Consider the following 23,213-nt stretch of genomic DNA (forward strand, 5'->3'; position numbering starts at 1 on the left):
CCTGATCCAACTTCCATGTCTGTCTCGCGCCCTTTAGCGCGGAAAAAGCTGACTCGGACGCCGGCGCGCGGACTGGTGCGGGCGAAGGGACTCGAACCCCCACATCTTGCGATGGCAGGACCTAAACCTGCTGCGTCTACCAGTTCCGCCACGCCCGCATCCGGCGAAAAGCGAGCGGTGCCCCTATCGTAGTGGCTGGAAAAGGGCAAGCGCCTTGGATTTGGCCCATGAAAGGAACGGTGGAACTGGCTGCGATAGCGGCGAGTTGTGGAAGAAGCACCGCTTTTGAGGAGCCGAACGATGGCCACGACCCCCGATTTTCCGCAGCCCGACCGAATCGAACCACAATCCCCACCCGAAAGCCCACCCGTGACCGAACCGGACGGCGTGCCCCCGGTCATCCAGCCAGACGAGATGCCGGTGCTGGAGCCGGACCGGGTGCAGCCCGGCGCGCCAGATGAGGTGCCAACCGCGCCGGATTGATTCGGATGGACGGGCGAGTTCCTCTCGCACCTGCACTCCGCAAACCTACCCGTCACCCCGGGCTTGACCCGGGGACCTGCTCCCTTTTCCACGCCTCAGAAAAAGCGGGACCCCGGGTCAAGCCCGGGGTGACGGCGGAGTTATGGTGTAGCAGGAGGGGATTGGCACACGCTGAGTTGCGGCATATTCTGAACCCCCACCCCAAGGGAGTTCACCATGTACGATGCGTTCGATACCGTGTTCACCCAACTCCGCGCGATCCTGGTGGAGCAAGCGACCGGCATGGTGGTCACGCAGGACGCCCCCGGCCATCTGGTGATGAAAACGCCGTGGAACGAGCCGGGCAAAAAGGAGCGTGCGTGGTTCGGCATGGTGCAGGTCAAGAAAGCCTATGCCTCATTCCACCTGATGCCGCTCTACGCTCTGCCCTCCCTGCTGGACGGCACATCGCCCGATTTGCGCAAACGAATGCAGGGCAAGAGTTGCTTCAATTTCAAGAAGGCGGACGCTGACCTCTTCGCCGAACTCACCACCCTCACCCGCCGTTGCGCCGAGGCCTATGCCGAGCCGGTGGGGGCGACGGGGTGTTGAGCGTTGGGCCCTGAAGATGGAAAGCGGAAAGGGCCCGTTGCTAGCCCCAACGCACCAATTAGAGATTGAGTAAATTGCTACCGTGAACCGAAGCAGCGCTAGCTGTTAGAAACACACCGAACCGAAAAATCATCACGCAATATATCGTATGATCCAAATGCAACTATTCTTAGATCAGGGTTTTCAACAAATGGGTTATTTGTGACTGCATAAACACCGCGTGGAATTTCGTCAAATATCGCAAATTGTACACGGTTCGTGTTTACAACATATCCACGCTCTTCCGCGATAGCGTCATACCAATAATATCTTGCAAATTTTGCTTTATCTATACCGCAAGCTTTGAGTTCAAGTCTATTATCGGCAATTTTGGCCTCGCTTCCGCGCAGTATAAATGGAGCCACCCCCAACTGCGAAATCGACATTAGCATAAAGGCCGTGGTTTTTAGCATTCATGGCCTCCATGTGCGATATTCAATGCCGTATCGTCTGTAGAGTGCGGGATTGGGTTAGCTGGTAGTTTAATAACTGCACCAAACATCTCCCGGATTCTCATATCTCCGGCCTCAAGAACCCTAACCGACAAATAGGGCAAGAAGCCGAAGCAAGCCCCCACCCTGCCCACCGCGCGCTGGAACCACAGTCCGCTCCTCACCCGCGCATTCCAAGCAGTAAGCCTTGATCCCGCCGTCGGTGGTAAGCCGCGCCAGATCCGCCTCCAGCCTCACCAGCAGACCTTGCTGTCGAGCCGCAAGCGCGCCTGCCAGATCGTGCGAACCCGCCGAGGGGGCCTCGCCGCTTTCCATCTGGCGGAAGAACTGGGCGAAGGGGCTGGGTTCGTCGACCACATAGGCCGCGTGCCATTCCTTGGCCTTGGCCTGTTTGGCCACCCACGCCACGGCCTGATCCAGACCGCCGAATTCATCGACGAGGCCAAGCTGGCGGGCGGTGCCGCCGTCCCAGACGCGGCCTTGGGCGATCTTGTCGATCTCTGCCGATGATTTGCCGCGCGATTTGCTCACCAGACCAAGGAAGCGCGCATAGATGCGCTCCACCTGCCCTTGCAGCACAGCGGAGACTTGCGGGCTGAGGCCGCCAAGGATGTCAGGCTGGCCCGAAAGCGGGGTGGTGCCGATCGAATCGGTGGTGACGCCGATCTGCGGCAGCGCGTTTTCGAAGCTGGGCAGCACGGCGAAGACGCCGATCGAACCGGTGATCGTGCTTGGCTCTGCAAAGATGCGCTGGGCGGGGGTGGAAACCCAGTAGCCCCCGCTGGCCGCAAGGCTGCCCATCGACACGGCAACCGGCAGGCCCTTGGCCTTCACCCGCTCCACCGCGTTGCGGATGCGTTCGGACGCGAGGACCGAGCCGCCGGGCGAATCGACGCGCAGGACGAGCCCTGCGTAATCATCGCTCTGCGTTACGCCATCGATCAGGTTGGCAATGCGGTCCCCTCCGGCACTGCCGGGGCCAGCATCGCCATCGACGATTTCGCCCGCGACAGTGACCACGGCAATGGCCTTGCCCGCCGAGGATGCCGTCTTGTCGGCCAGATAGACGGGGAGTTCGGTGGACTTGAACCCGCCAAGGCCCGCGTCCTCATCCGCGCCGACCAGTTCGGCCACGCGCTTGCCGAAGGACACGCTATCCCCCACGCGGTCAACCAAACCGGATTTCTGCGCGGCCTGTGCAGCATCGCCGCCGCTATCGGCCACCCACTTTTCAGGGTCGGTGAGCATGGGGGCAAGGTCTGCCTTGGGCCGCGCCTTCTTCACCTCGTCCTGCCAGTTCTGCCAGATCGCGCCATAGACGCCCTGCATCGCCTCACGCGCTTCGGGTGACATATCGGCGCGCATGTAGGGTTCGACCGCGCTCTTGTAGGTGCCGACCTTGAACACGTGGACCGTGGCTTTCAACTTGTCGATCAGGCCCTTGTAATAGAGCCGCGACCCGCCGGGGCCGGTGACGACCACGCCGCCCATCGGATCGACCCACACTTCGCTGGCATGGGCGGCAAGCTGCATCGCATCGTCGGTGTAGATCAGCGAGCGGACCAGCACGGGCTTTTTGGCCGCGCGCACTTTGTCCATCGCCGCGCCGACCTGGCTGAGGTGGACCGACGCGCCGCCGCCGAAAGCTTCAAGATCGAGCACGACCGCCTTGATGCGCTTGTCCGTCGCCGCTTCGGTGATGGCGCGGGACAGATCGCGGGCGGTATATTCCGCCACGGGCGTCTGGCCAGACAGGAACGCGGTGGGCGAAATGTCGCTCGCCTCTTCAACCACCACGCCCGACAGCGGCAGATACAGCGCGCCGTCCGTCACTTGTCCGGGAGCCGGGCGGATCGACAGCACAGCATATAGCGCAGCGAAGAACAGCAGGAGAAACAACAGGACGAGACCGTCCTTGATGGCGACGAGGATCTTCCAGACCGATTTTGCAAAGCTCATACGTGCAACTCTATTGTGGACGACCCGGCAAAGCCAGCGGGAAACCGCTTGAGCGCAACGCACCTGCACTCTAGGGAACTGGTTTCAATGCAAAGCTCAACCACACCCCAAGCAGGCCGCTATCCAGCGGGCGGCCTCGCCTTTCCGCACCGTGACCTGACCGGCATCGGCCAGCTTGCGCGCCACGAGATCCTCTATCTGCTCGACGAGGCGGAGCAGTGGGTAGAACTGAACCGGCAGAGCAAGAAGAAGGTCGAACTGCTGGGCGGGCTGACGATCATCAACGCCTTCTTCGAAAACTCCACGCGCACGCTGCTGAGCTTCGAGATTGCGGGCAAGCGGCTGGGCGCGGATGTGGTCAACATGCATGCCGCCACCAGCAGCGTGAAGAAGGGCGAAACGCTGATCGACACGGCGATGACATTGAACGCCATGCGCGCCGATGCCATCGTGATCCGCCATGCCAGCTCGGGCGCGGTGCGGCTGATTGCCGAGAAGGTGGATTGTCCGGTGCTGAACGCGGGCGACGGGCAGCACGAGCATCCGACCCAGGCCTTGCTGGATGCGCTGACGATGCGGCACGCTTTGGAATTGCCGGTGGGGTCGGACCTGAACGGGCTGAAAGTGACGATCTGCGGGGACATCCTGCACAGCCGCGTGGCGCGATCAAACATCCTGAGCCTGACGGCGCTGGGTGCTGATGTGCGGGTCTGTGCGCCGCCTGCGCTGATGCCGGCAGAGGTCGAGGCGATGGGTGTGACGCCATTTTATGATTTCGACGCGGCGCTGAAGGGCGCAAACGTGGTGATGATGCTGCGCCTTCAGCAAGAGCGCATGTCCGGGCAGTTCATCCCCTCCCCGCGCGAATACCGGCACTTGTATGGCCTTACGCCAGAGCGGCTGGCCAAGGCCGAGCCGGATGCCTTCGTGATGCATCCGGGGCCGATGAACCGGGGTATCGAGATTGATTCGACCGTGGCCGACCATCCCACGCGCAGCCTGATTACGCGGCAGGTGGAGATGGGCGTGGCGATCCGCATGGCCTGCCTTGAAGTGCTGACGCGCAGGACGCGCGGCGTTGCGGGCTGGGAAGCAGAAGGAGCGGCAGCATGATCGCGCGGCCTCTCACGATTACTGGCGGCAAGCTGGTGCTGGGTTCGGGCGAGCCTGTCAGCGGCGCACTGCGCTGCGAGGAAGGGCGGATCGTCGCGCTGGGCGATGTCACCCCGCAGGACGGCGACGAGGTGTTCGACGCTGGCGGAAAGCTGGTGGCACCGGGACTGGTCGATCTGGGCGTCTTCGCCATCGACAAGCCCGCGTTCCACTTTGGCGGGATCACCCGCGCCGCGCTGATGCCCGATCAGGGGCCAGTGCTGGACCATCCGGCGCGAGTCCGCTTTGCCGCACAGTCGGGCAAGCCCGACATGTGGGTTCACCCGCTCGCCGCCGCCACGCGCGGGTTGGAGGGTTCAGAACTCGCCGAACTGGCGCTGATGCGCGATGCAGGGGCGAAGGCTGTGGCCACCGGGCGCGGGTGGATCGGCGATTCGGGCGTGATGCTGCGGCTGCTGCGCTATTGCGCGATGCTGGGGCTGGTTGTGGTCACGCACGCCGAGGATGCCGGGATTACTGGCGGCGCGGTTGCGACAGCAGGCGATGTGGCAACACGGCTTGGCCTTCCGAGCGCTCCAGCAGAGGCCGAAGCGCTTGCCGTGGCTCGCGACATTGCGCTGGCCGAGCTATCGGGCGCGCATGTGCATTTCCGGCAGGTGACGACAGCGCGCGCACTTGATCTGGTGCGCGCAGCCAAGGCACGGGGTGTGCGGGTGACGGCGGGGGTAACGCCTGCGCACTTCATCCTGTCGGACCTTGAACTGGTGGGCTTTCGCACGTTCTGCCGCATGTCCCCGCCGCTGCGTCAGGATGCAGACCGCAAAGCGGTGATCGCGGCGATTGCCGATGGCACGATCGACGTTATCGCCTCTGGCCACGATCCGCGCGGACCGGAAGACAAGCGCCTGCCCTTCGCCGATGCCGAACCCGGCATGGCAGGCGCGGAAACGCTCCTGCCCTTGACGCTGACGCTGGTGCGCGATGGCGTGATCGGCATGGGCCGCGCCTTCGAACTGCTGGCGACCAATCCGGCAAAGCTGCTGGGTGTCGAGGCCGGGCGTCTTGAAGTGGGCGCTGAGGCGGACATCGCGGTGGTCGATCCGGTGCGCCCGTGGATCGTCAATTCAGACAAGATGGCAGCGGCAGCGGGCAACACCCCGTTTGACCGGCGGCCAGTGGAAGGCCGGGTGACCGCACTGTTCAAGGGCGGAAACCGGGTCTCTTAACAGGCACGCTCCAATAAAGGCACAGGGCGCGGAACCGGATGGTCCCGCGCCCTGCTTCGCTCTCAACGAAGTTGGTGTATTCAGCGCTTGGCCATGCGCGTTTCAACGGCGCGCTGCTGGCCGGGGGCATTACCGCGCAGCACAAGGCAAGTGCCGCCGCGTGCCTTGACCGAGCCGCACATCGAACTGGCCGATGCCTGACCGCCAAAGCCCGCCGCCTGCACACGCCAGTATTGCTTGCCATTCACGGTGACCTGCGTGGTCACGTTGGAAAAGCCCTTCAGGCCGGGATTGCGCGAGCTGTAGTGACGCCATGCACGGCGCGCGCCTTCAGCTGTGGCGAATGAGCCGAGCTGGACGAGATGGGTGCCACCCTTGGCCGCGACCAACGGTTTTGCCGCAGGAGCAGGTGCAGGTGCAGCCACGCGGCGTGGCGCAGCTTTACGCGGGACGGACTGAACGAACGGCCGCGCTTCAAACTGGGCCGTGTTTGCCGGCGAAGGCTGCGAAGGTGGAAGATCGATCAGCGCAAGTTGCACCGGCTTTGATTGCGACGACGAATCGGCCAGTGCAGGCGCATGTGAACCGTGTTCACTGATCGCCGGAAGTTCATACACGGCAGCTTCGGCAAGCGCTGGGGCTGCGGCAATGGCGGCAGGCTCGGCACGGGTCGCAGCTTCTGCTGCCAGCTGCTGCGTGGCGGGGAAATTCGCCAGTGCAAGCGCGGTGGGCTGGCCCTTGTCGGCACGCACCGGCACATCCAGCAAGCTGGCAACGCGGCCACGGCTGTTGTCCGAATAGCCCATCAGCGCCCACTGCTCCATGCGATCACCAAGCTGGTCAGCCGGCACATCCTGCGCAGCCATCGCGCGGGCTTCACGCCACCGACCGCTCAGCGCATAGGCCAGCGCGAGGTTCTGGCGCACCTTCGGGGTATTGTCGCCACCGCGCAGCGTCTCGCTCAGCACGGCAACCCCCTGTGCGGGCTGCCCTGCCAGTGCCAGCGCCAGACCATAGTCCGATGCAGCAACCGTATCGCGGTAAGAGTTGAGCGTATCAATCGCTTCTGAATTGAGACCAAGCGCGAGATCAGCGAGCGCGAGGCTCAGCGCCGTGCGGCTGCTGTCTTCACCCAGTTCCATCGCATCGTCATAGGCCTGCCGCGCCGATTCAAAGCGTCCAGCCTTGAGGTAGGAATTGCCGAGCAGCACGCGGTAAGCCGGGTTGCGGGGATCGGCCAGAACAGCCTTTTCAGCATTGCCGATGGCTGCTTCGGAATCACCCTTCACCATCGCTGAATGCGCTGATGACGCAAGCTTATCGGGCTTTCCACCAGCCGATCCGCAGCCGGTGAGCAAGCCTGCGGCAAGCGCAGTGGACACTATCAGCCGCGTAGTACGGTCTGGGGCGAAAGCGAAAAGGCGGATGCTCATTCTCAAAGGTTCCTTCGAAAGGCTCAGTTCTGGCCAACCGCGCGGCGGGCGAGAGCTTCGACTTCGGGCAATTCTGCGAGGTAGCGATCAAGTGCCTCGGTCACGACTGCCTGCGCGCTGCGGTCGGCAAGCGTGGAGGCAAGACGCAGGCGCAAGTGACGGTAGGTGTCGAGACGCAGGGTAAAGGCGGCCTTTCGACCTTCCTGCAATGCAGAGCGCACTTCCTTGCCGCCTTTTATGCGGCGGCGGGGCGCTGGTTCCAGTTCGTAAGGCGCCACGGCTTGGGCCAAAGCTTCTTGCTGCTGAACAACAACCGGCTTTTCAGCCTGAGGCGCTTCGGATTCGCCCAGATCGTTCCAGCCCAGATCGTTGAGATCGGCTTCGGCGCGCGTCAGCGCCGGAATGGCCTGACCGTTGCCGACGACAAGCTGCGGCTGATCGTCGTTGTCCAGCACGAACTGCGGGCGCATAGCGGGCTTGGCCGCGCCTTTGCGGGCAAGCAGGCTGGACGAAAGCGATGCTAGTGGTTTGACTGCGCTCATAACCGGCGCCTCCTTCTCACGAGCCGACCCCCTCACGAGCCGACGACGCGGCGACCGAAGCCGCCCATCGGACGCTGCGCGCCCGCCATCGGCATCACGGCGGCCTGCTGCGGCACGGCAAAGACGGTGCGACGGAAGTTCTTTTCGAGTCGTTCCGAAATGTAGGTCCACAGCGATGTCACTTCGGCAGCGGATTTCCCCTTCGGATCGACTTCCATCACCGTACGGCCATCAATCATCGATGCGGCAAAATCTGTGCGGTGGTGCAGCGTGACCGGCGCGACGGTGCCGTGCTGCGAAAGCGCAACGGCAGCCTCAGCCGTGATCCGCGCCTTGGGCGTGGCGGCATTGACCACAAAGATCAGCGGTTTTCCGGCGCGATCACACAGATCGACCGTGGCCCCGACAGCGCGCAGATCGTGCGGGCTGGGCCGGGTAGGCACGACAATCAGTTCGGCGACCGAGATAACCGACTGAATCGCCATCGTAATTGCAGGCGGCGTGTCGATCACCGCAAGCTTGAAGCCCTGCTGCCGCAGAATCGCAAGATCGCTGGCCAGCCGCGCAACGGTGGTCTGGGCAAAGGCCGGAAACTCGGCCTCACGCTCGTTCCACCAGTCCGACAGCGAGCCTTGCGGATCAATGTCGATCAGAACCACCGGACCTGCCCCTGCCCGCTGGGCCTGAACGGCGAGGTGCCCGGACAAGGTGGTCTTGCCTGAACCGCCCTTCTGCGATGCCAATGCCAGTACGCGCAAAGCCAAATCCCCTGAAAATCAAAAACTCTTGGCCAGAGGATTCGCAGATCGGGTTGAAATTTTGGTTAACACGGCGGATTATCGATGATCGCCCTGCACCGCATGACCGCAAGGAAAGATGAAGACGATACCGTGAAGTCACGCTAAGACTTCGCTAACGCCTTGTTGACTATACTTGCCGGAAAGCGATCCGGTGTAGATTGGGCAACAATATCAGGCACAATCTGTCGCGCTTCACGGTTCGACGATGACCGGTGCGGGTTGCAACGTGAACAATACTGTTTTCTTCAGCACGGGCATTTTGAAGATGAGTGATTTGAGGCAATCGGCCGCAACGGTCGCAACAATGGGTCTGGTGCTCGGCGCAATGCTTGCGGCACCCGCAGCACGCGCCGACGTCAAGACCGGCGTGGATGCGTGGTCACGCGGGGAACATGAGACTGCGGTCAAGGAATGGCTCGGCCCTGCGGCCAAGGGCGATGCCGATGCGCAGTTCAACATGGGCCAGGCCTACAAGTTGGGCAAAGGCGTGCCGCAGGATATCAAGCGTGCCGAAGCATGGTATCGCAAGGCCGCGCAGTCGGGCCATATCAAGGCTTCAGACACGCTGGGCCTGCTGCTGTTTCAGGACAACCGCAAGGCCGACGCGCTCCCGTTCCTTCAAGCCTCGGCCGAGCGGGGGGAGCCGCGCGCCATGTATATCCTTGGCATTGCACACTTCAACGGCGATGTTGTGGGCAAGGATTGGGTCCGCGCCTATGCATTGATGAGCCGCGCGGCGTCGAATGGGCTGGAACAAGCCACGCGCGGCCTTGCCACGATGGACGGGATGATCCCGCTTGAACAGCGGCAGATGGGCGTATCGCTGGCCTCGGAACTGGAACAGAAGTCTCAGGCAAAGCGCAACGAGCAGTTTGCCGCCGCCGATCTTGGCGTGAAGTCGATCCCGACAGCGCCGATCCGCGCCAGCGTGCCGGGTGGCGCACTAGAGCGAGCCGATATGCCGCCTTCGGTGGTCACGGCGGGCGCTGCCTATGCCAACCCGGTCACGATGCCGCAGGCCAAACGCTTGCCTGCCCCTGTTGCCGCCAAGCCCCAGGTTGCGGTTCCAAAACCCGTTGCGCCAAAGCCCCAGATCGCGATTGCACCGATCACCCCGACACCAGCCCCGCCCGCAGCCAGAGGAAACTGGCGGGTCCAGTTGGGCGCGTTTGGCGTCAAGACCAACGCCGATGGCCTATGGAACAAGGTCAAGGGGCGTCCGGAAATGGCAAGGCACAGCCGCATCGACCTGCCCTCCGGCAGCGTCACGCGTCTGTTGGCGGGCGGCTTTTCCGGTCAGGCAGAGGCCGAAAAAGCTTGCGCCGCGCTCAAGTCTGGCGGGTTTACCTGTCTGGTGGTAAAGCCCTGATGGCTTGGCCCAACACCCACCCCCGAACCGCCCCATAGCCCGAATAGAAGCGCTGGATTTCCTGCGCGGCGTCGCCGTGCTGGGCATTCTGGCGATCAATGTGACAGGGTTCTGGGGACCATCGCTGGCCACCTTCTCCCCTACGATTCCTCATTCTTCGCCCGGTTCTGAATGGTGGTTTGCGCTGTCCTTCGTCCTGTTCGAAGGCAAGATGCGCGCGCTGTTCACGCTGCTGTTCGGGGCAAGCATGGTGCTGTTTGCCCAGGCCGCAGAGCGGCAGGATGCTGACCCTGACATGGCGCAGGTGCGCCGCCTGCTCTGGCTCATGCTGTTCGGCTACCTGCACTTCGCGCTGCTATGGTGGGGAGACATCCTGTTTGCCTACGCGCTCTGCGGGCTGGGCGCACTGGTGTTCAGGCAGCTTTCACCGTTGCAATTGCTGGGCATCGCGCTCCCGTTCTATGCGCTCTCGCAAGGGGTTGAAGCGCTGCTCGATTTGCCGGGGATACTGACTGAACAAGCGGTGCTGGCAGGCACCGCGCCAGCCGCCGAAGTGGCGCAACAGGCCGCGATGATGGGCCGAATCGCGGATTCCCTGACGCAGGACACCGCCATACTGAACGCTGGGTTCGTCGAGGCAATCAGGCTGAAACTCGGCCAATCGGCACTCCAGCCGCTAACCACCACGCTTTCGACTTTCACCGAAACGCTGCCATTGATGATGACCGGCATGGCGCTGCTGCGGCTGGGCATGTTTTCCGGTTGGAGCCAAAAGCGGCTGGCTCTGATTGCAGCGTTCGGCATTGGTCTTGGTTTGCTACCAACACTGCTGGCGGTGCAATGGCTGATGGCGCACCAATGGCCACCGCGCGCGATGTTCGCCGCAATCGAGCACGGCATGGCGCTGCCGCACCTGCTCATGTCCATCGGCTATGCCGCAGGGCTGGTGATGCTGTTTCCACGGTTGCGGACGACAGCTTTCGGCCTGTGCCTCACTGCGGCGGGGCGCTGCGCCTTCACAAACTACATCGGCACCACGGTGCTGATGGGCGCAATCTTCAGCGGCTGGGGACTTGGGCTGGGACCGGAACTGCCGCGCCAGTGGCTGCCCGCCTTCGTCATGCTGGGCTGGATTGCGATGCTTGTCTGGCCACGCTGGTGGCTCGCCCGCTTTGGCCAAGGCCCGCTGGAAGCGTTATGGCGCAGGCTGGCCCTGCCCCGCCCTAAATCGCCTCACCCTAACCGGCGTTAACCCTGTTCGGTAACCTGCCTGCCCCCCGCCGTCCCGGCGCGGGACGTGGCCGGATCGGGACTCGCAAGGCCCTGCATTAACGCCTATTCCTTAAGGCGAAAGGAGCAGGCAGGATGACGAAGCAAGCAAATCTCTGGAGCAAGAGCTGGGTGCGGATGCCATTGGGCCTGCTCGCCACCGGTGCCGCTTCGCTGCTCGCATTCAACGTCGGGCAGGACATTGCCGGCACGCTGTTTGGCAACAGCACCGCAGAAGCCGCCCCGATGGTCACCGCCGCCGCCGATCCTGCTGTAATGACGCCCGCCGTCGCAGCGCCCAAGCCGGTCGACAGCCCCTTCGTCGTCAAATCGATCCTGCCGATCAACGAGCCGATCAAGTTCGGCAAGTTTTACTGGGACGAAACCCGCGCCCCGGCCACCGGCCCGCTGGTAGTGACAGTAGACCTGACCGCCCGCGTGATCTCGGTCTTCCGCGACGGGCACGAAATTGGTGCCGCTGCCATCCTGAAAGGCTACGGCGAAAAGCCCACGCCGACCGGCGTCTTCCCGATCACCCAGAAAGACGCTGATCACGTCTCGAACATCTATGACGCGCCGATGCCGCACATGCTGCGCCTGACCAACGATGGCGTTTCGATCCACGGCAGCAAAGTGGAAAAAGGCTATGCCACCAACGGCTGCGTCGGCGTGCCGGACGATTTCGCCGCCAAGCTCTTTGCGCAGGCCAAGCTGGGCGACAAGGTCATCATCACCGATGGCCGCAAGATGACCGTTGGCGACCCGATCCTGACCGGCGAACACGCGAGCTGATCAAAACCCTCGTCATTTCCGCGAAGGCGGAAATCCAGTCCTAAACGAGAGCCGTCGCAAACCGACGACATTCCATCTTGCTGGATTCCCGCCTGCGCGGGAATGACGAAATGAGGGCTCAGGCCAGCCCCTTGGCTGTGCTCGTCCGCGATGCATCGCCGACTGAACTGCCGCCATCGACATCCAGAATTGCCCCGGTGACATAACTGGCTGCAGGCGTAGACAGAAACACTGCTGCCTCGCCGATCTCAAACGATGTGCCCCAGCGTTTCATCGGAATGCGCGCATAGTGCGCCTGCCGCGTTGTCTCGTCAGGCGCAAGGCGGGCCATCCCTTCGGTGTCCGCAATCGGCCCGGGAGATATGCCGTTGACGCGCACGTCCGGTCCCCATTCGATGGCCAGCGTGCGAACAAGCTGGTTGATCCCAGCCTTGGCCGCGCAGGCATGCGCCTGCATCGCCATCGCATGTTCCGCCTGTCCCGCCGTGATCGCGATGAGCGATGCGCCGGGGTTCAGCAGTTCATGGCAACCCCGAAAAACGTTGAAGGTGCCGAGCAGGTCAATGTCTACGACGGTCTTGAAGGCATTGGCCGACATGCCCAGCACCGGCGCAAGGAAGTTCCCCGCCGCGCCAGAAATCACAATGTCCAGCGCTCCAATCTCGTCCCGAACCGACTTCATCGCCTCGCACAACGCGCCATAATCACGCACGTCGGCTGCGCGCCAGATAGCGCCGCGGCCTATCTCGTCCGCAGCGGCAGCGGCCTTTTCAGGATTGCGGCCCAGCACCGCCACGCGTGCGCCCAGTTCGGCAAAGCGCTTGGCGATGCCAAGGTTGATGCCGCTGGTACCACCCGCGATAAACGCGGTCTTTCCGGCCAGAACATCATCACGAAAGGGAGATTGGGTCATGGCATGCTCCTCACATCGCTTCTTCCAAAGCCAGTTTAATCAAGCGATTAATCCGGTCAGAAAGCGATAGCAAGAGCGTCAGAGAATATCGTACCCCTCACCCAATCTGGCGCGCAGCTTATCGAGCGCCTGCGCCTTAAGCTGATGAACGCGCGGGATGCTCACGCCCAGCACTTCGGCGATTTCGGCAAGGTTCAGTTCTTCAACGAAGTAGAGCTGAATGATCATCTGCAACCGTTCGGGCAGGTCGGTGATCGCGGCCACCACCGATTCCCGCATCTCGGCATCGGCCAGCAGCGCAAAGCTGTCTGGCCGGTCATCGGCAAAGGCGGCGTTGCTGTCCGAATAGGCATCGTCGATGGCCTCGAAGCGAAGCGGCTCGTCCGCCGCCTTCTGGTCGGCCAGCTCGCGCTCGGTCAGGCCCACCGCAGCGGCAAGTTCGGCATCGCTGGGCGGGCGGCCCAGTTCGTTGGTCAGCACGGATGTCTTCTCCCGCAGCACCCTTCGCCGCTCGGTGGCAGAGCGGGACAGCGGCGTGGACCGGCGAACCAGATCGACCATCGCCCCGCGCACGCGCAGCTTGGCATAGGCGGCAAAGCCGTCCTCGGTCGGCCCGTCATGCCGTTGCGAACATTCAGTCAGCGCGACAAGGCCTGCCTGGATCAGGTCTTCCAGCTCGATCCCGGCGCGGCCCGATCCGTGGACGTGCCACGCCAGCCGCTTCACCATCGGCAGGAAGCGCCGGATGCGGTCTGCCGTTTCGTCTTTTTTATATGCACGTGCGGCTGCAAAACCGCGGTGGTCGTGTTTCATGCGGCAATTCCCTCAAGGGTCGGCTGCTCTTCATGGATGGGTTGCGGGGCCTCGCCGCCGATCACGGTAATCACCTCGATCGGTTGCGAAGGCGGCAGTTCGGCAATGGACAACACCAGGCAATTGGGCGCGCGCAGGCGCAGCAGGCTGGCAAGCGGGCGGCGGGCGCGCGGTTGCACGATCAGCGCAATAGGTGGCGCGCCGGGGCCGCGTTCGGCGATCAGGTCGGACACCCGCTCACCAATCCCGCGCGCCAGATCCGGCTCGATCACGGGCTGCCCGGTGGCCGGATCGTGCATGCCCGAAACGATCATCTGTTCGAGGCCCGCTTCCAGCGTAACCACCGGCAGGCGGTCGTTCGGCCCGCAGGCGCGGCCTACGATCATGTTGCCAAGATCAGCGCGCATGAGATCGATCAGCCGTTCGTGATCGGTGGTCTGCTGCAAGGCCTGGCTGAGCGCGGAGAGGATCGGCAGCGGATGCGCGATGGAGATGCCGTCATCCAGCAGCGCGTGGAACAGGCGGGTGAGCGCACCCAGCGACATCGGCTGCGGATGGATCGTCTCGATCAGCCCCGCCGAACGGTCCTTCACCCCTTCGAGGATCGACTTGACCTCATCGGGTCCGAGCAGTGCCGAGGGCCGATCGCCCAGGACCTGATTGAGGTGCGTGGCAATGACCGTGCTGGCATCGACCGTCAGGAACCCTTCGGCAATCGCCAGATCGCGCTGCGCCGGTTCGATCCAGATGGCGGGGCAGCCAAAGCTGGGATCGCGGGTCGCTTCACCGCGCAGCCCATGATCGGGATTGGCCTCGCCCGCATCGATGGCGAGCACCTTTTCGGGTCGCATATCGCCCACCGCAATCGGCACGCCGCCCAGCAGCACGCGATAGGTATTGGGCGCCACCTCCAGCGAATCGCGCACGCGGAACTGCGGCACGATGAAACCGAAGCCTTGGGAGAGTTGCTTGCGCACCCCGGTGATCCGCGCCACCAGCGGCGATCCGCGCCGCTCGTCCACCAGATGGACAAGGCCATAGCCCATTTCCACCGTGACCAGCGTATGATCGCTGACATCGTCGAGCGTGATGCGGCCCGGATCGATGACGGCCACAGGTTCGATCACCACCGGCACCGGCCGGTCGGCGCGCTTCTTCAGCCCCCACCACAGCCATCCGGCAAGGCCCGCTGCGGGCAGGAAGATCGTCTGCGGCATGGCCGGGATCACCCCGATCGCGCCCATGATGATCGCCACCGGCAGCCAGATTGCCGGGTTGGCAAACTGCCCGCTGATCTGGTCGGTCAGGTTGCGGCTGTCGGATACGCGGGTGACGATGGTGGCCGCTGCAATCGAGAGCAGCAGTGATGGCACCTGCGCCACCAGCGCATCGCCGATGGCCAACGTAATGTAGAATTCAGCCGCCTGCGTGGCGGTCAACCCGTGGGTAATCATGCCAAGGCAAAAGCCGGCGATGATGTTCACGCCCAGGATCAGCAACGCGGCAACCGCATCGCCCTTCACGAACTTGGACGAACCATCCATCGAACCGTAGAAGTCGGCCTCGGTCGCCACTTCGCGGCGGCGCGCCTTGGCTTCGTCGCCCGACAGCAGCCCTGCGGCAAGATCGGCGTCAATCGCCATCTGCTTGCCCGGCAAGGCATCGAGGGTGAAACGCGCGGACACTTCCGAAACGCGGCCAGCGCCCTTGGTGACCACCACCATGTTGATGATCATCAGGATCATGAACACGAACAGGCCGACCACGAAATTGCCGCCGATCAGGAACGCACCAAACGCCTCGATCACATGGCCCGCCGCCGCGCCGCCTTCATGCCCGTTGACCAGCACGATGCGCGTCGATGCCACGTTGAGCGCAAGGCGCAGCAGCGTGGCGAACAGCAGGACCGAAGGGAACGACGAGAAATCGAGCGGCTTTTCCGCATTCATCGCCGCCATCAGGATCGCCACCGACAGCGCGATGTTGAGCACGAAAAACACGTCGAGCAGGATCGACGGGATCGGCACGACCATCAGCACGATCAGCGTGAGAATTCCGCCGGGCAAGGCAAATGCAGCAGGAGAAGCAATGCGCTTGAACATCGCTTAAAGCCCCAGTGCCGAAAGGCGGCCATAGGCCTGTTTGACGTGTGCCGGTGCAGAGCCGCCCTCGTTCAGTGCGAAAGTCCGGCGGAGCGTGTCGGCCATTGAACCACTGCCGGATGGCAAAGGATTGCCGCTCGCTGCCGCCGCACCCTGAAACTCACGTGCGATTGGCCCGCCAGCGAACTGTTGCTGTGCTGCGGCAGAAGTAGGCGTCACGCCCATGCTCGCAGCCCACTGCAAAGCATCCTCGCCGCCTACACTGTCGCTGGCCCGTGCCATGCGGGCGCGGATCACGCCCATCACTTCGCCCACCGAACGTGCGCCATTGGCCCCGTAGAAGGTGGAGCGGTTCGAAGCTGCCGCTGCAGGCAGGATACCCGCAGCGCTCTGCGATGGGTCGCTGGCCAGCGCCGAGAGAAACTTCCCCGCTCCTTCGGCGCCAAAGAAGTGCGCCACATAAAGCTCGGCATGATCGGGTGCACGGCCCAGCACGCCGCTCAGGTATTCGCCGTTCTCGCCCGCCAGCTCGCCCGCCATGACCGATGCGATCTGCGGATCGAAGCGCAGCGCCAGCAATTGCGCGCGCTGGGCGGGATCACGCACCGTGCCGCCCTCGATCATGTCTGCCGCCCAGCCAAGGCCATGCTGTGCGCCATGCTTGTCAAGCGTGCGCAGCCAGGTGCCGCTGGTGAACTGGTACAGCCCGCTGGCGCTGGACGTGCGCGCCTTGGCCGAAGGGTCGAGGCTCGATTCCAGCTTCGCCTGCGCCATCAGATAGGCAAAGTCGGTCCCGGTGGCCTGCGCCGCCCCGGCAATCGCCGAACGCACATTCGCCCCGGCACCGCTGGTTGCGGCCGGGGCGAATGGTGTTCCGGAAATCTCGGCTGAACTCACTTGTCTGTCCTTCCGGTCGCTGGTCTGCGACGCTTCGGAAGGACTTCAGCAAGCCCCGTGCCAAATCGAGAAACGCTACTGCCTACTCTTCCAAGTTCGTCACCCTGAACTTGTTTCAGGGTCCATCTCTCGACAGAATCGGCAGTTTGATCGGCAAAATGGATCCTGAAACAAGTTCAGGATGACGGTCTAAAATTGAAGTAACCGGGCGATGTGATCGCTGTGGCAGCGCCAGATCAGGCGGTCCGCAGGCGATGAACTTGCGCACTGGCCTTATAGAGCTGCGAGTTGCCGGTCAGCGCATCCAGCCGCGACGACACGTTCGCCGCAATCAGGTTGCGCACCTTGCGGTTGGCCTCGTTCAGACGGCGCGCTGAATCCAGCAATCCACGACATTCCTCGTCCACCAGCGCGGTATCGACATCGGCCAGCGTTCCGCACAGGTCTGCCTTGTTCGATGCGCAGCCCATGATCATGTCGAGATCCAGCCCGGCAAGCGCGTGCCGTTCCTGTTGCAGCACGGCAAGCATCTGCCGCAGCGTGTCACGGATCTCAACAGGGCGGGCAGCAGCATGTTTGGTCATTACTGGGCAGTCCTCAGCAGCATCTGGGCAGCAATCATGGCGTCGGCAATCTTGGTCGGGATCACGGGGTAGTTGCCCGCTTCGATCGCCTGCCGGATGACCTTGACGCGCTCGCCATCGACCGGGGCCGATTGTCCTGCATCAAGGGCGCTCGACCGCTCGATCTGGGCGGCAGCACCACTGTCCGCAACGGCGGCAGGAGTGCCATCTACCGTTGCGACCGTTTTTGCATTCCGTGCAGTGTTAACCTGCACCGGCCCAACCGGGCGCATTGCACCGATTTCAATAGGTGACATGGGGTCCGCTCCTAGCGTTTCATGAACAGGAGAACGGACGCGATGAAGGTCTTTTAAGGGATCATGCGGAAAAATTTTGCCGGTTCGTTAAAATGCCCCCGGCAAATCCTTTCAGTCTATCGGCACAACCACAAGTCCGGGGCGCTCAATCCGCGCACGGATCGGCACGGCCTTGGCGCTGGTGCGCACGCGGATCCATCCACCCAAGGGTCCAGCCTCCATCGCCTCGCCGGATTGTGAGACGGCAAAGCCTTCACCCGCAACAGAGATTGTCACCGCTTCGCCGCGCGCAACGGCAGGCGGTGCGGCAGCTTCCTGCCGTCCATTGCCGGATGTGGCAATGAACAGCCGCCAGCCGCCGGGATCGGGGCAGCGCACCATCACATTGTCCTGACGCATTCCATGCCACGATGCGACCAATGGCGAATAGCACGGCGCAAGTCGCAACCGCCGGTCCACCGGCATCACGGCACCACCGGGCTGGCCTGCGCCTGTCCCGGTAAAGGCTGCCACGGCAGCGTCGATGGTGGTCAGATCATGGAAGCCCGGCGGCTGCGCCAGCGCGGGCGTTGCGGCCAGCGCGCAAAGGACAAATGTAGGAGCAGGAATGCGCATCTGGGTTCATCCGGATCGTTGTGTTGCCCTGAACACAGCAATCATCGTGCCAAGGACGCTGGTCCCTGCGCCGCAAGCTCGCTGGCGTAGTAAAGCGAAACGCTCGCCCCCGCCCGCTCGCCCGGTTCGACAAGGATGCGCGCCTGCCCTGCGCGGGCACCGCCAGCCTCGGCCATCTGCAACGCTTGCGCCACGGCGGCATCGCGCCCTCCGTTGGCATAACGGACCACGACGCGCACTTCGAGCCGGGGGTCGCTGCCGACTTGGCCAAGCCAATTGGCCAAGGGCGGTGCACCTGCCCCCGCACTCCACACGGCCACCGGCTCGCTTTCCAGCGCAGCGGCAATGGGAGGCAACGGCGGTGGGGGCGGTGCCGGCTTGTCGGCCTTGCCTGCCATTGCCAGTGCGGAGGCCGTCGCCAGAAACAGGATCAGCGAAAGATCGGCCAGCGCATATTGCCAGCCGGTCCCGGCCCGGATCATCATGCGGGCTGCCTTTCGCGCACGGCCTCGACATGGCGTAATCCGCGCCCCGCGCCGTTCTGCACGGCTTGCGGCATCGCGGGTTCCAACTGGCGCGTCAGCCAGTCGATCACATCCTGCCGCGCCTGTTCTTCGGCCTGCGCCTGCCGCTCGACCATGCGCGCCAGCGGGGCCAGCACAAGATTGGCCAGCAACAACCCGTAAAGCGTAGTCACCACCGCCATCGAAATCGCCCCATTGAGCGCGGCAGGATCAAGCCCATCGCTCGGCAGGCTGCTGAGCGAAACCAGCGTACCCACCATCCCGAACACCGGTCCCAGTTCCGCCGCCTGCGCCAGCGTGCGCACGGCAGTGTTCGATTGGGCCAAGCGGCTGCGGCGATGCGCATGGTGCCGCTCGACCACTGGATCGAGTGAGCGGGTGCGGATCATCGCATCGTTCGCCTCGTCAAATTCACGGTCGCCAATGGCGCGGGGATTGACGCGCAGCACACCGTCACGACGGATAGCCGTAACCTGCCCGGCCAGATCCGCCTTGGCTCGCTCTGCCGAAAAGCGCCGGGCAAACAGGCCCAGCAGCGCCCGCGCCGTCAGTGCCAGCTCCTGCGGGCCAGACCGCAAGACGGTGGCCAGCCCCGTTCCGCCCAGCACAATGGTGGCGGACAGGCCGTCGATCAATGCGTGAAATGCCATGCGCAGCGAAGCTCCTCAAACCCACAGGACGGCAGCGCGCGGCAAAAATTCACCCCTTCGCCTGCAATTTGCCGCCCTCCGGCAAGCCTTTGCCGCTTCCCCGTCCAGCCTCCGCCCAAAGCCCCGCATTCCGGCATTTGGCACGAGCCTTGCTGAAACACCGGCAGCAATCCGTCAGCCAATGAAGGCACCACGTATGAGCGAGACCCTGTTCGGCATCCACGGCACTGCGCTGGAACTGCGTTCGCAGCGCATGGGCCTGCTCACGTCCAACATCGCGAACGCCGCTACGCCCGGATACAAGGCCAAGGACATAGACTTCGCTGCCGCGCTCAAGGCCCGCACTTCGGGTGCGAGTGTTGACAAGGCGATGGAGGGCGCAACCCGCTACCGCGTGCCGGTGATGCCCAGCCTCGATGGCAATACGGTTGAGATGGCGACCGAGCAGACCGCCTTTGCCGAAAACGCCGTCGGCTATTCCGCCACGCTCAGCTTCCTCAAGGGCCGGGTCGAAACGATCACCCGCGCCATCACGGGAGAATAAGCCATGCCCGCCAACAGCCCCCTCACCCTGTTCCAGGTCACCGGTCGCGCCATGTCGGCCCAGCTGGTGCGGATGAACGCCGCAGCCTCGAACCTTGCCAACGCAGGTACGGTCACCAGCACCGAAGCCGAAGCGTACCGCCCCTTGCGCGCGGTCTTTTCCGAACAGCTCGATCAGGCCAACGGCCTGTCCACCGTGCGCGTCAACGGCGTGATCCGATCAGACGCCACGCCGATCCGCCAGCACGATCCCGGCCACCCGCTGGCCGACGAGAACGGCGATGTCTGGACCGCCCCGGTCGATGAAAACGCCGAGATGGTCGAGATGCTCGAAAGCAGCCGCCAGTACCAGAACGTGGTCGAGGCCATGCAGACCGCCAAGCAGCTGATGCTTGAAACGATGAGGATGAAATAATGTCGATCGCTTCTGTCACCTCCACCACTGGCGTCAACGGCGCCACCACATCCTCCAAGGCCGGCCAAGGCTGGGGCGGGATGGGGGCCGAGGATTTCGTCAAACTGCTCACCACGCAGCTGCAGAATCAGGATCCGACCGACCCGGTCGACAACTCCCAGATGCTCGCGCAGCTGGCGCAGTTCTCCTCGCTGTCGAACCTCAACGACATCAAGGATTCGGTCAGCGGCAATGCCGAGCAGTCCGAAACGCTTTCGACCATCGCGACCAAGCTCGACACGCTCAACAGCACCGTCGCGCAGCTGCTCGCGCAGCAGTCTTCTTCCACCACAACCACCGCCTGATCATCCCAGCAGGAGACCCCAATGTCCTTCTACACCTCCCTGAACGGCCTCAAGAACGCCCAGACCGACCTTGGCGTGATCAGCCACAACATCGCCAATGCCGAAACCAACGGCTTCAAGAAGAGCCGCACCGATTTTGCCGACATCGTGGTCGGCAGCGCCTTCTCCAATCCCAAGCTGACCGTCGGCATCGGCGCAGCGGTCGAAAGCGTCTCGCAGAATTTCGCGCTTGGCCCTGTGGAGCAGACCGGTTCCGCACTGGATCTGGCCATCAACGGCGATGGCTTTTTCACCACCAAGAATGTCATCACGCAAGAAACGCTCTACACCCGCAACGGCAGCATGACAGTGGATGGTTCGGGCTTCGTCAGCGATGGATCAAACAACCGCTTGCAGGTGTTCCCGACCGACGCCGCCGGTGCAATCACCTCCACCACCCCCACCGACGCGCTGATCCCGGCCACCAATGGCGTTGATGGTGCAGGCAATCCGATCGAGTTCGCCGGGATCAGTGTCGGCGATGATGGCGCGGTAACCGCTTCTTATGCCGATGGCTCGAACCTCGTCATCGGCAAGATTGCGCTGGCCAGCTTCATCGCACCGCAGGGTTTGAAGCAGATCGGCTCGTCCAACTGGGTCGCCACAGGCATCTCAGGCGCTGCAAATTACGGCCAGCCCAGCACCGGCCAGTATGGATCGCTGCTGTCGGGCGCGCTTGAACGTTCGAACGTGGACATTGCCGAGGAACTTGTCGGCCTGATCACCGCCCAGCGCAATTTCCAGGCGAACGCCAAGGCCATCGATACCGCCACCCAGATTTCGCAAACCGTGATCCAGCTGCGCAGCTGATCCTTGACGTGACCGGAGCCTGACGCATGGACCGCCTGATCTACACCGCCTATTCCGGCATGGTCGGATCGACCGTGCGTCAGCGCGTGATCGCCAGCAACATGGCCAACGCGCAAACCATCGGCTTTCGCGCCGAACTGCTCAACGCCACCCCCATGACGCTCAAAGGCCCCAGCCTCGAAGCGCGTTCGATGACCGAGGGCGAAGTGCGCGGCGCTTCGATGAAGCAGGGCACGCTGATCTCCACCGGCAAGCCGCTCGACGTGGCGCTGACGGGAGACACCATGCTCAGCGTGCAGGCCGAAGACGGCACCGAAGTCTACACCCGGCGCGGCGACCTGACGGTCAGCGCGGGCGGCGTGCTGGAAAACGGCGATGGTCGTCCGGTGATTGGGGAGAACGGCCCGATCACCGTGCCGCTCGGCTCGAAGGTCACGCTTTCGCCGGATGGCGGGGTCAGCGTCGCCAATCCCGAAACGCCCGAAGCTCCGCCCCAGCAGGTCGGCCGCATCAAGATTGCCTCCACCGTCGGCACGAAGATCGACAAGGGCCTCGACGGCCTGTTCCGCGTGGCCGGGCAGGAAGGCGGCGTCCTCCCGCAGGACGAGGAAGCCAAGCTCATGGTCGGCAGCCTCGAACAGTCCAACGTCGATCCCACCCGCATCCTTGTCGAAATGGTCGAGGCGCAGCGCCTGTTCGACATGCGCACCAAAGTCGTCAGCCAGGCGCGAGAGATCGATGAATCCAGCGCCTCGCTGATGCGCATTACCTGATATCCGAAAGGTTTGAACCCCGATGCCCAGTTCCGCTCTCCACGTCGCCCGCACCGGTCTCGAAGCGCAGGACACGCGCATGCGCGTGATCGCCAACAACCTTGCCAACGTCGGCACCACCGGCTTCAAGCGCGATCGCGCCAACTTTGCCACGCTCGCCTATCAGGACGCGCGCGTGGCCGGGCAGCAATCCTCGAACGAAACCGCCTTTGCCACCGGGCTGAACCTCGGCACCGGCGTGGCCGTGCAGGCCACCACCCGCATCGACAGTCAGGGCACACTGCAGGTCACCAGCAATGCGCTCGACCTCGCCCTTGATGGCGATGGCTATTTTCAGGTGACCATGCCCGGCGGACAGCTCGGCTATACCCGCGCGGGCAATTTCTCGCGCTCTGCCGAAGGCGTGCTGGTGACGGCACAGGGCTATCCGCTCAACCCCGCCATCACCATTCCAGAAGGTGCCAGCGCCATCACCATTTCGCAGGACGGCACCGTCTCTGCCACGATCGACGGACAGGCCGAACCTGCGGGCCTTGGCCAGATCACCATTGCCAGCTTCGCCAATCCCGGCGGCCTGCGCTCGATGGGTGACAACTTCCTGCAGGAAACCGCCGCATCCGGCGCAGCGCAGGTCGGCGTGGCCGGAGAGCTTGGCCGCGGCAACATCCGTCAGGGTTACCTCGAAGGCTCCAACGTCAACGTCGTCGAGGAACTGGTCGACATGATCGAGACCCAGCGCGCCTACGAGATCAATTCCAAGATGATCTCGGCTGTCGACGAAATGCTCCAGAACGCCAACCAGACCCTTTGATCCAGATGGAAACCCC

The 23,213-nt window shown here is 63.5% G+C and carries 27 protein-coding genes and 1 tRNA gene; 13 read left to right on the top strand and 15 right to left on the bottom strand.

What is annotated here, in order from left to right; translation table 11 throughout:
- Window positions 1–73: 73 nt before the first annotated feature.
- Window positions 74–158: transfer RNA gene (locus Q8R81_RS10880), tRNA-Leu, on the bottom strand.
- Between the two features lie 142 nt (window positions 159–300).
- Here Q8R81_RS10880 and Q8R81_RS10885 point away from each other — a divergent pair.
- Window positions 301–483 carry a hypothetical protein gene (locus tag Q8R81_RS10885; protein ID WP_305617711.1) on the top strand — a complete coding sequence of 61 codons (183 nt, stop codon included), beginning with the start codon at window positions 301–303 and terminating at the stop codon, window positions 481–483.
- Between the two features lie 216 nt (window positions 484–699).
- Window positions 700–1,074 (top strand): hypothetical protein, encoded by a 375-nt coding sequence (locus Q8R81_RS10890; RefSeq protein WP_305617713.1) that lies wholly within the window; start codon window positions 700–702, stop codon window positions 1,072–1,074.
- 98 nt (window positions 1,075–1,172) lie between these two features.
- Here the strand turns inward: Q8R81_RS10890 and Q8R81_RS10895 are convergent, their stop codons facing one another.
- Together Q8R81_RS10895 and sppA are read right to left on the bottom strand one after the other, a co-directional pair.
- Window positions 1,173–1,526 carry a hypothetical protein gene (locus Q8R81_RS10895; RefSeq protein ID WP_305617715.1) on the bottom strand — a complete coding sequence of 118 codons (354 nt, stop codon included), beginning with the start codon at window positions 1,524–1,526 and terminating at the stop codon, window positions 1,173–1,175.
- A 123-nt stretch (window positions 1,527–1,649) separates the two neighbouring features.
- Window positions 1,650–3,524, bottom strand: coding sequence for a signal peptide peptidase SppA (sppA, locus tag Q8R81_RS10900; protein ID WP_305617717.1), 1,875 nt, complete (start codon window positions 3,522–3,524; stop codon window positions 1,650–1,652).
- A gap of 87 nt (window positions 3,525–3,611) precedes the next feature.
- On the opposite strand from sppA, the gene Q8R81_RS10905 reads away from it, so the two are divergent.
- Together Q8R81_RS10905 and Q8R81_RS10910 are read left to right on the top strand one after the other, a co-directional pair.
- The gene (locus Q8R81_RS10905) at window positions 3,612–4,637 is read left to right on the top strand and encodes an aspartate carbamoyltransferase catalytic subunit (RefSeq protein ID WP_305617719.1); all 1,026 of its coding nucleotides are present in this window, start codon (window positions 3,612–3,614) and stop codon (window positions 4,635–4,637) included.
- On the top strand, window positions 4,634–5,863 hold the full coding sequence (locus tag Q8R81_RS10910) for a dihydroorotase family protein (RefSeq protein ID WP_305617721.1): 1,230 nt from the start codon (window positions 4,634–4,636) through the stop codon (window positions 5,861–5,863). Before Q8R81_RS10905 ends, Q8R81_RS10910 begins: the two co-directional genes overlap by 4 nt.
- 80 nt (window positions 5,864–5,943) lie before the next feature.
- On the opposite strand, the gene Q8R81_RS10915 is transcribed toward Q8R81_RS10910, so the two are convergent.
- Genes Q8R81_RS10915 through Q8R81_RS10925 form a run of 3 tightly spaced genes read right to left on the bottom strand, consistent with a single transcriptional unit; the run spans window position 5,944 to window position 8,596 of the window.
- Window positions 5,944–7,296, bottom strand: coding sequence for a tetratricopeptide repeat protein (locus Q8R81_RS10915; RefSeq protein ID WP_305617723.1), 1,353 nt, complete (start codon window positions 7,294–7,296; stop codon window positions 5,944–5,946).
- Between the two features lie 23 nt (window positions 7,297–7,319).
- Window positions 7,320–7,838: a hypothetical protein gene (locus Q8R81_RS10920; RefSeq protein ID WP_305617725.1), complete on the bottom strand. Its 519-nt coding sequence runs from the start codon at window positions 7,836–7,838 to the stop codon at window positions 7,320–7,322.
- Between the two features lie 32 nt (window positions 7,839–7,870).
- Window positions 7,871–8,596: a ParA family protein gene (locus Q8R81_RS10925; protein ID WP_305617940.1), complete on the bottom strand. Its 726-nt coding sequence runs from the start codon at window positions 8,594–8,596 to the stop codon at window positions 7,871–7,873.
- 346 nt (window positions 8,597–8,942) lie between these two features.
- On the opposite strand from Q8R81_RS10925, the gene Q8R81_RS10930 reads away from it, so the two are divergent.
- The 3 genes from Q8R81_RS10930 to Q8R81_RS10940 all read left to right on the top strand — a co-directional run bounded on the left by Q8R81_RS10930 (window position 8,943) and on the right by Q8R81_RS10940 (window position 12,068).
- Entirely contained in the window at window positions 8,943–10,007 is a 1,065-nt protein-coding gene (locus Q8R81_RS10930) for an SPOR domain-containing protein (protein ID WP_305617727.1), read from the top strand.
- 4 nt (window positions 10,008–10,011) lie between these two features.
- Window positions 10,012–11,259: a DUF418 domain-containing protein gene (locus tag Q8R81_RS10935; protein WP_305617729.1), complete on the top strand. Its 1,248-nt coding sequence runs from the start codon at window positions 10,012–10,014 to the stop codon at window positions 11,257–11,259.
- A 113-nt stretch (window positions 11,260–11,372) separates the two neighbouring features.
- Window positions 11,373–12,068 carry a L,D-transpeptidase family protein gene (locus tag Q8R81_RS10940; protein ID WP_305617731.1) on the top strand — a complete coding sequence of 232 codons (696 nt, stop codon included), beginning with the start codon at window positions 11,373–11,375 and terminating at the stop codon, window positions 12,066–12,068.
- A gap of 118 nt (window positions 12,069–12,186) precedes the next feature.
- On the opposite strand, the gene Q8R81_RS10945 is transcribed toward Q8R81_RS10940, so the two are convergent.
- The 9 genes from Q8R81_RS10945 to Q8R81_RS10985 form a co-directional block, all read right to left on the bottom strand.
- Window positions 12,187–12,981, bottom strand: coding sequence for an SDR family oxidoreductase (locus tag Q8R81_RS10945; protein ID WP_305617733.1), 795 nt, complete (start codon window positions 12,979–12,981; stop codon window positions 12,187–12,189).
- 78 nt (window positions 12,982–13,059) lie between these two features.
- The gene (locus tag Q8R81_RS10950; RefSeq protein WP_305617735.1) at window positions 13,060–13,794 is read right to left on the bottom strand and encodes a sigma-70 family RNA polymerase sigma factor; all 735 of its coding nucleotides are present in this window, start codon (window positions 13,792–13,794) and stop codon (window positions 13,060–13,062) included.
- Window positions 13,791–15,896: a flagellar biosynthesis protein FlhA gene (locus tag Q8R81_RS10955; RefSeq protein ID WP_305617737.1), complete on the bottom strand. Its 2,106-nt coding sequence runs from the start codon at window positions 15,894–15,896 to the stop codon at window positions 13,791–13,793. The genes Q8R81_RS10950 and Q8R81_RS10955 overlap by 4 nt, the downstream gene beginning before the upstream one ends.
- Window positions 15,897–15,899: 3 nt before the next feature.
- Window positions 15,900–16,793, bottom strand: a complete 894-nt coding sequence (locus tag Q8R81_RS10960) for a lytic transglycosylase domain-containing protein (protein WP_305617739.1) — start codon at window positions 16,791–16,793, stop codon at window positions 15,900–15,902.
- 236 nt (window positions 16,794–17,029) lie between these two features.
- Complete coding sequence (locus Q8R81_RS10965; protein WP_305617741.1) at window positions 17,030–17,377, bottom strand: flagellar protein FlgN; 348 nt, start codon at window positions 17,375–17,377, stop codon at window positions 17,030–17,032.
- Window positions 17,377–17,673, bottom strand: a complete 297-nt coding sequence (gene flgM, locus Q8R81_RS10970) for a flagellar biosynthesis anti-sigma factor FlgM (RefSeq protein WP_305617742.1) — start codon at window positions 17,671–17,673, stop codon at window positions 17,377–17,379. Before flgM ends, Q8R81_RS10965 begins: the two co-directional genes overlap by 1 nt.
- 111 nt (window positions 17,674–17,784) lie before the next feature.
- Entirely contained in the window at window positions 17,785–18,288 is a 504-nt protein-coding gene (locus tag Q8R81_RS10975; RefSeq protein ID WP_305617744.1) for a flagella basal body P-ring formation protein FlgA, read from the bottom strand.
- A gap of 41 nt (window positions 18,289–18,329) precedes the next feature.
- On the bottom strand, window positions 18,330–18,770 hold the full coding sequence (locus Q8R81_RS10980; RefSeq protein ID WP_305617746.1) for a hypothetical protein: 441 nt from the start codon (window positions 18,768–18,770) through the stop codon (window positions 18,330–18,332).
- Window positions 18,770–19,462 (bottom strand): MotA/TolQ/ExbB proton channel family protein, encoded by a 693-nt coding sequence (locus Q8R81_RS10985; RefSeq protein ID WP_305617748.1) that lies wholly within the window; start codon window positions 19,460–19,462, stop codon window positions 18,770–18,772. The genes Q8R81_RS10980 and Q8R81_RS10985 overlap by 1 nt, the downstream gene beginning before the upstream one ends.
- 196 nt (window positions 19,463–19,658) lie before the next feature.
- Here Q8R81_RS10985 and flgB point away from each other — a divergent pair, with 196 nt between their 5' ends.
- The 6 genes from flgB to flgG are packed head-to-tail and all read left to right on the top strand — an operon-like array spanning window position 19,659 to window position 23,197.
- Window positions 19,659–20,006: a flagellar basal body rod protein FlgB gene (gene flgB, locus Q8R81_RS10990; RefSeq protein ID WP_305617750.1), complete on the top strand. Its 348-nt coding sequence runs from the start codon at window positions 19,659–19,661 to the stop codon at window positions 20,004–20,006.
- A gap of 3 nt (window positions 20,007–20,009) precedes the next feature.
- Window positions 20,010–20,420: a flagellar basal body rod protein FlgC gene (flgC, locus tag Q8R81_RS10995; RefSeq protein ID WP_305617753.1), complete on the top strand. Its 411-nt coding sequence runs from the start codon at window positions 20,010–20,012 to the stop codon at window positions 20,418–20,420.
- On the top strand, window positions 20,420–20,764 hold the full coding sequence (locus Q8R81_RS11000; protein ID WP_305617755.1) for a flagellar hook assembly protein FlgD: 345 nt from the start codon (window positions 20,420–20,422) through the stop codon (window positions 20,762–20,764). Before flgC ends, Q8R81_RS11000 begins: the two co-directional genes overlap by 1 nt.
- Window positions 20,765–20,785: 21 nt before the next feature.
- Window positions 20,786–21,613: a flagellar hook-basal body complex protein gene (locus Q8R81_RS11005; RefSeq protein ID WP_305617757.1), complete on the top strand. Its 828-nt coding sequence runs from the start codon at window positions 20,786–20,788 to the stop codon at window positions 21,611–21,613.
- Between the two features lie 26 nt (window positions 21,614–21,639).
- On the top strand, window positions 21,640–22,386 hold the full coding sequence (locus Q8R81_RS11010) for a flagellar basal body rod protein FlgF (RefSeq protein ID WP_305617759.1): 747 nt from the start codon (window positions 21,640–21,642) through the stop codon (window positions 22,384–22,386).
- Between the two features lie 22 nt (window positions 22,387–22,408).
- A complete protein-coding gene (gene flgG, locus Q8R81_RS11015) occupies window positions 22,409–23,197 on the top strand; it encodes a flagellar basal-body rod protein FlgG (RefSeq protein WP_305617761.1) in 789 nt (262 codons plus the stop codon).
- Window positions 23,198–23,213: the final 16 nt, after the last annotated feature.

The sequence above is a fragment of the Novosphingobium sp. genome (assembly GCF_030696665.1).
Classification (GTDB): domain Bacteria; phylum Pseudomonadota; class Alphaproteobacteria; order Sphingomonadales; family Sphingomonadaceae; genus Novosphingobium.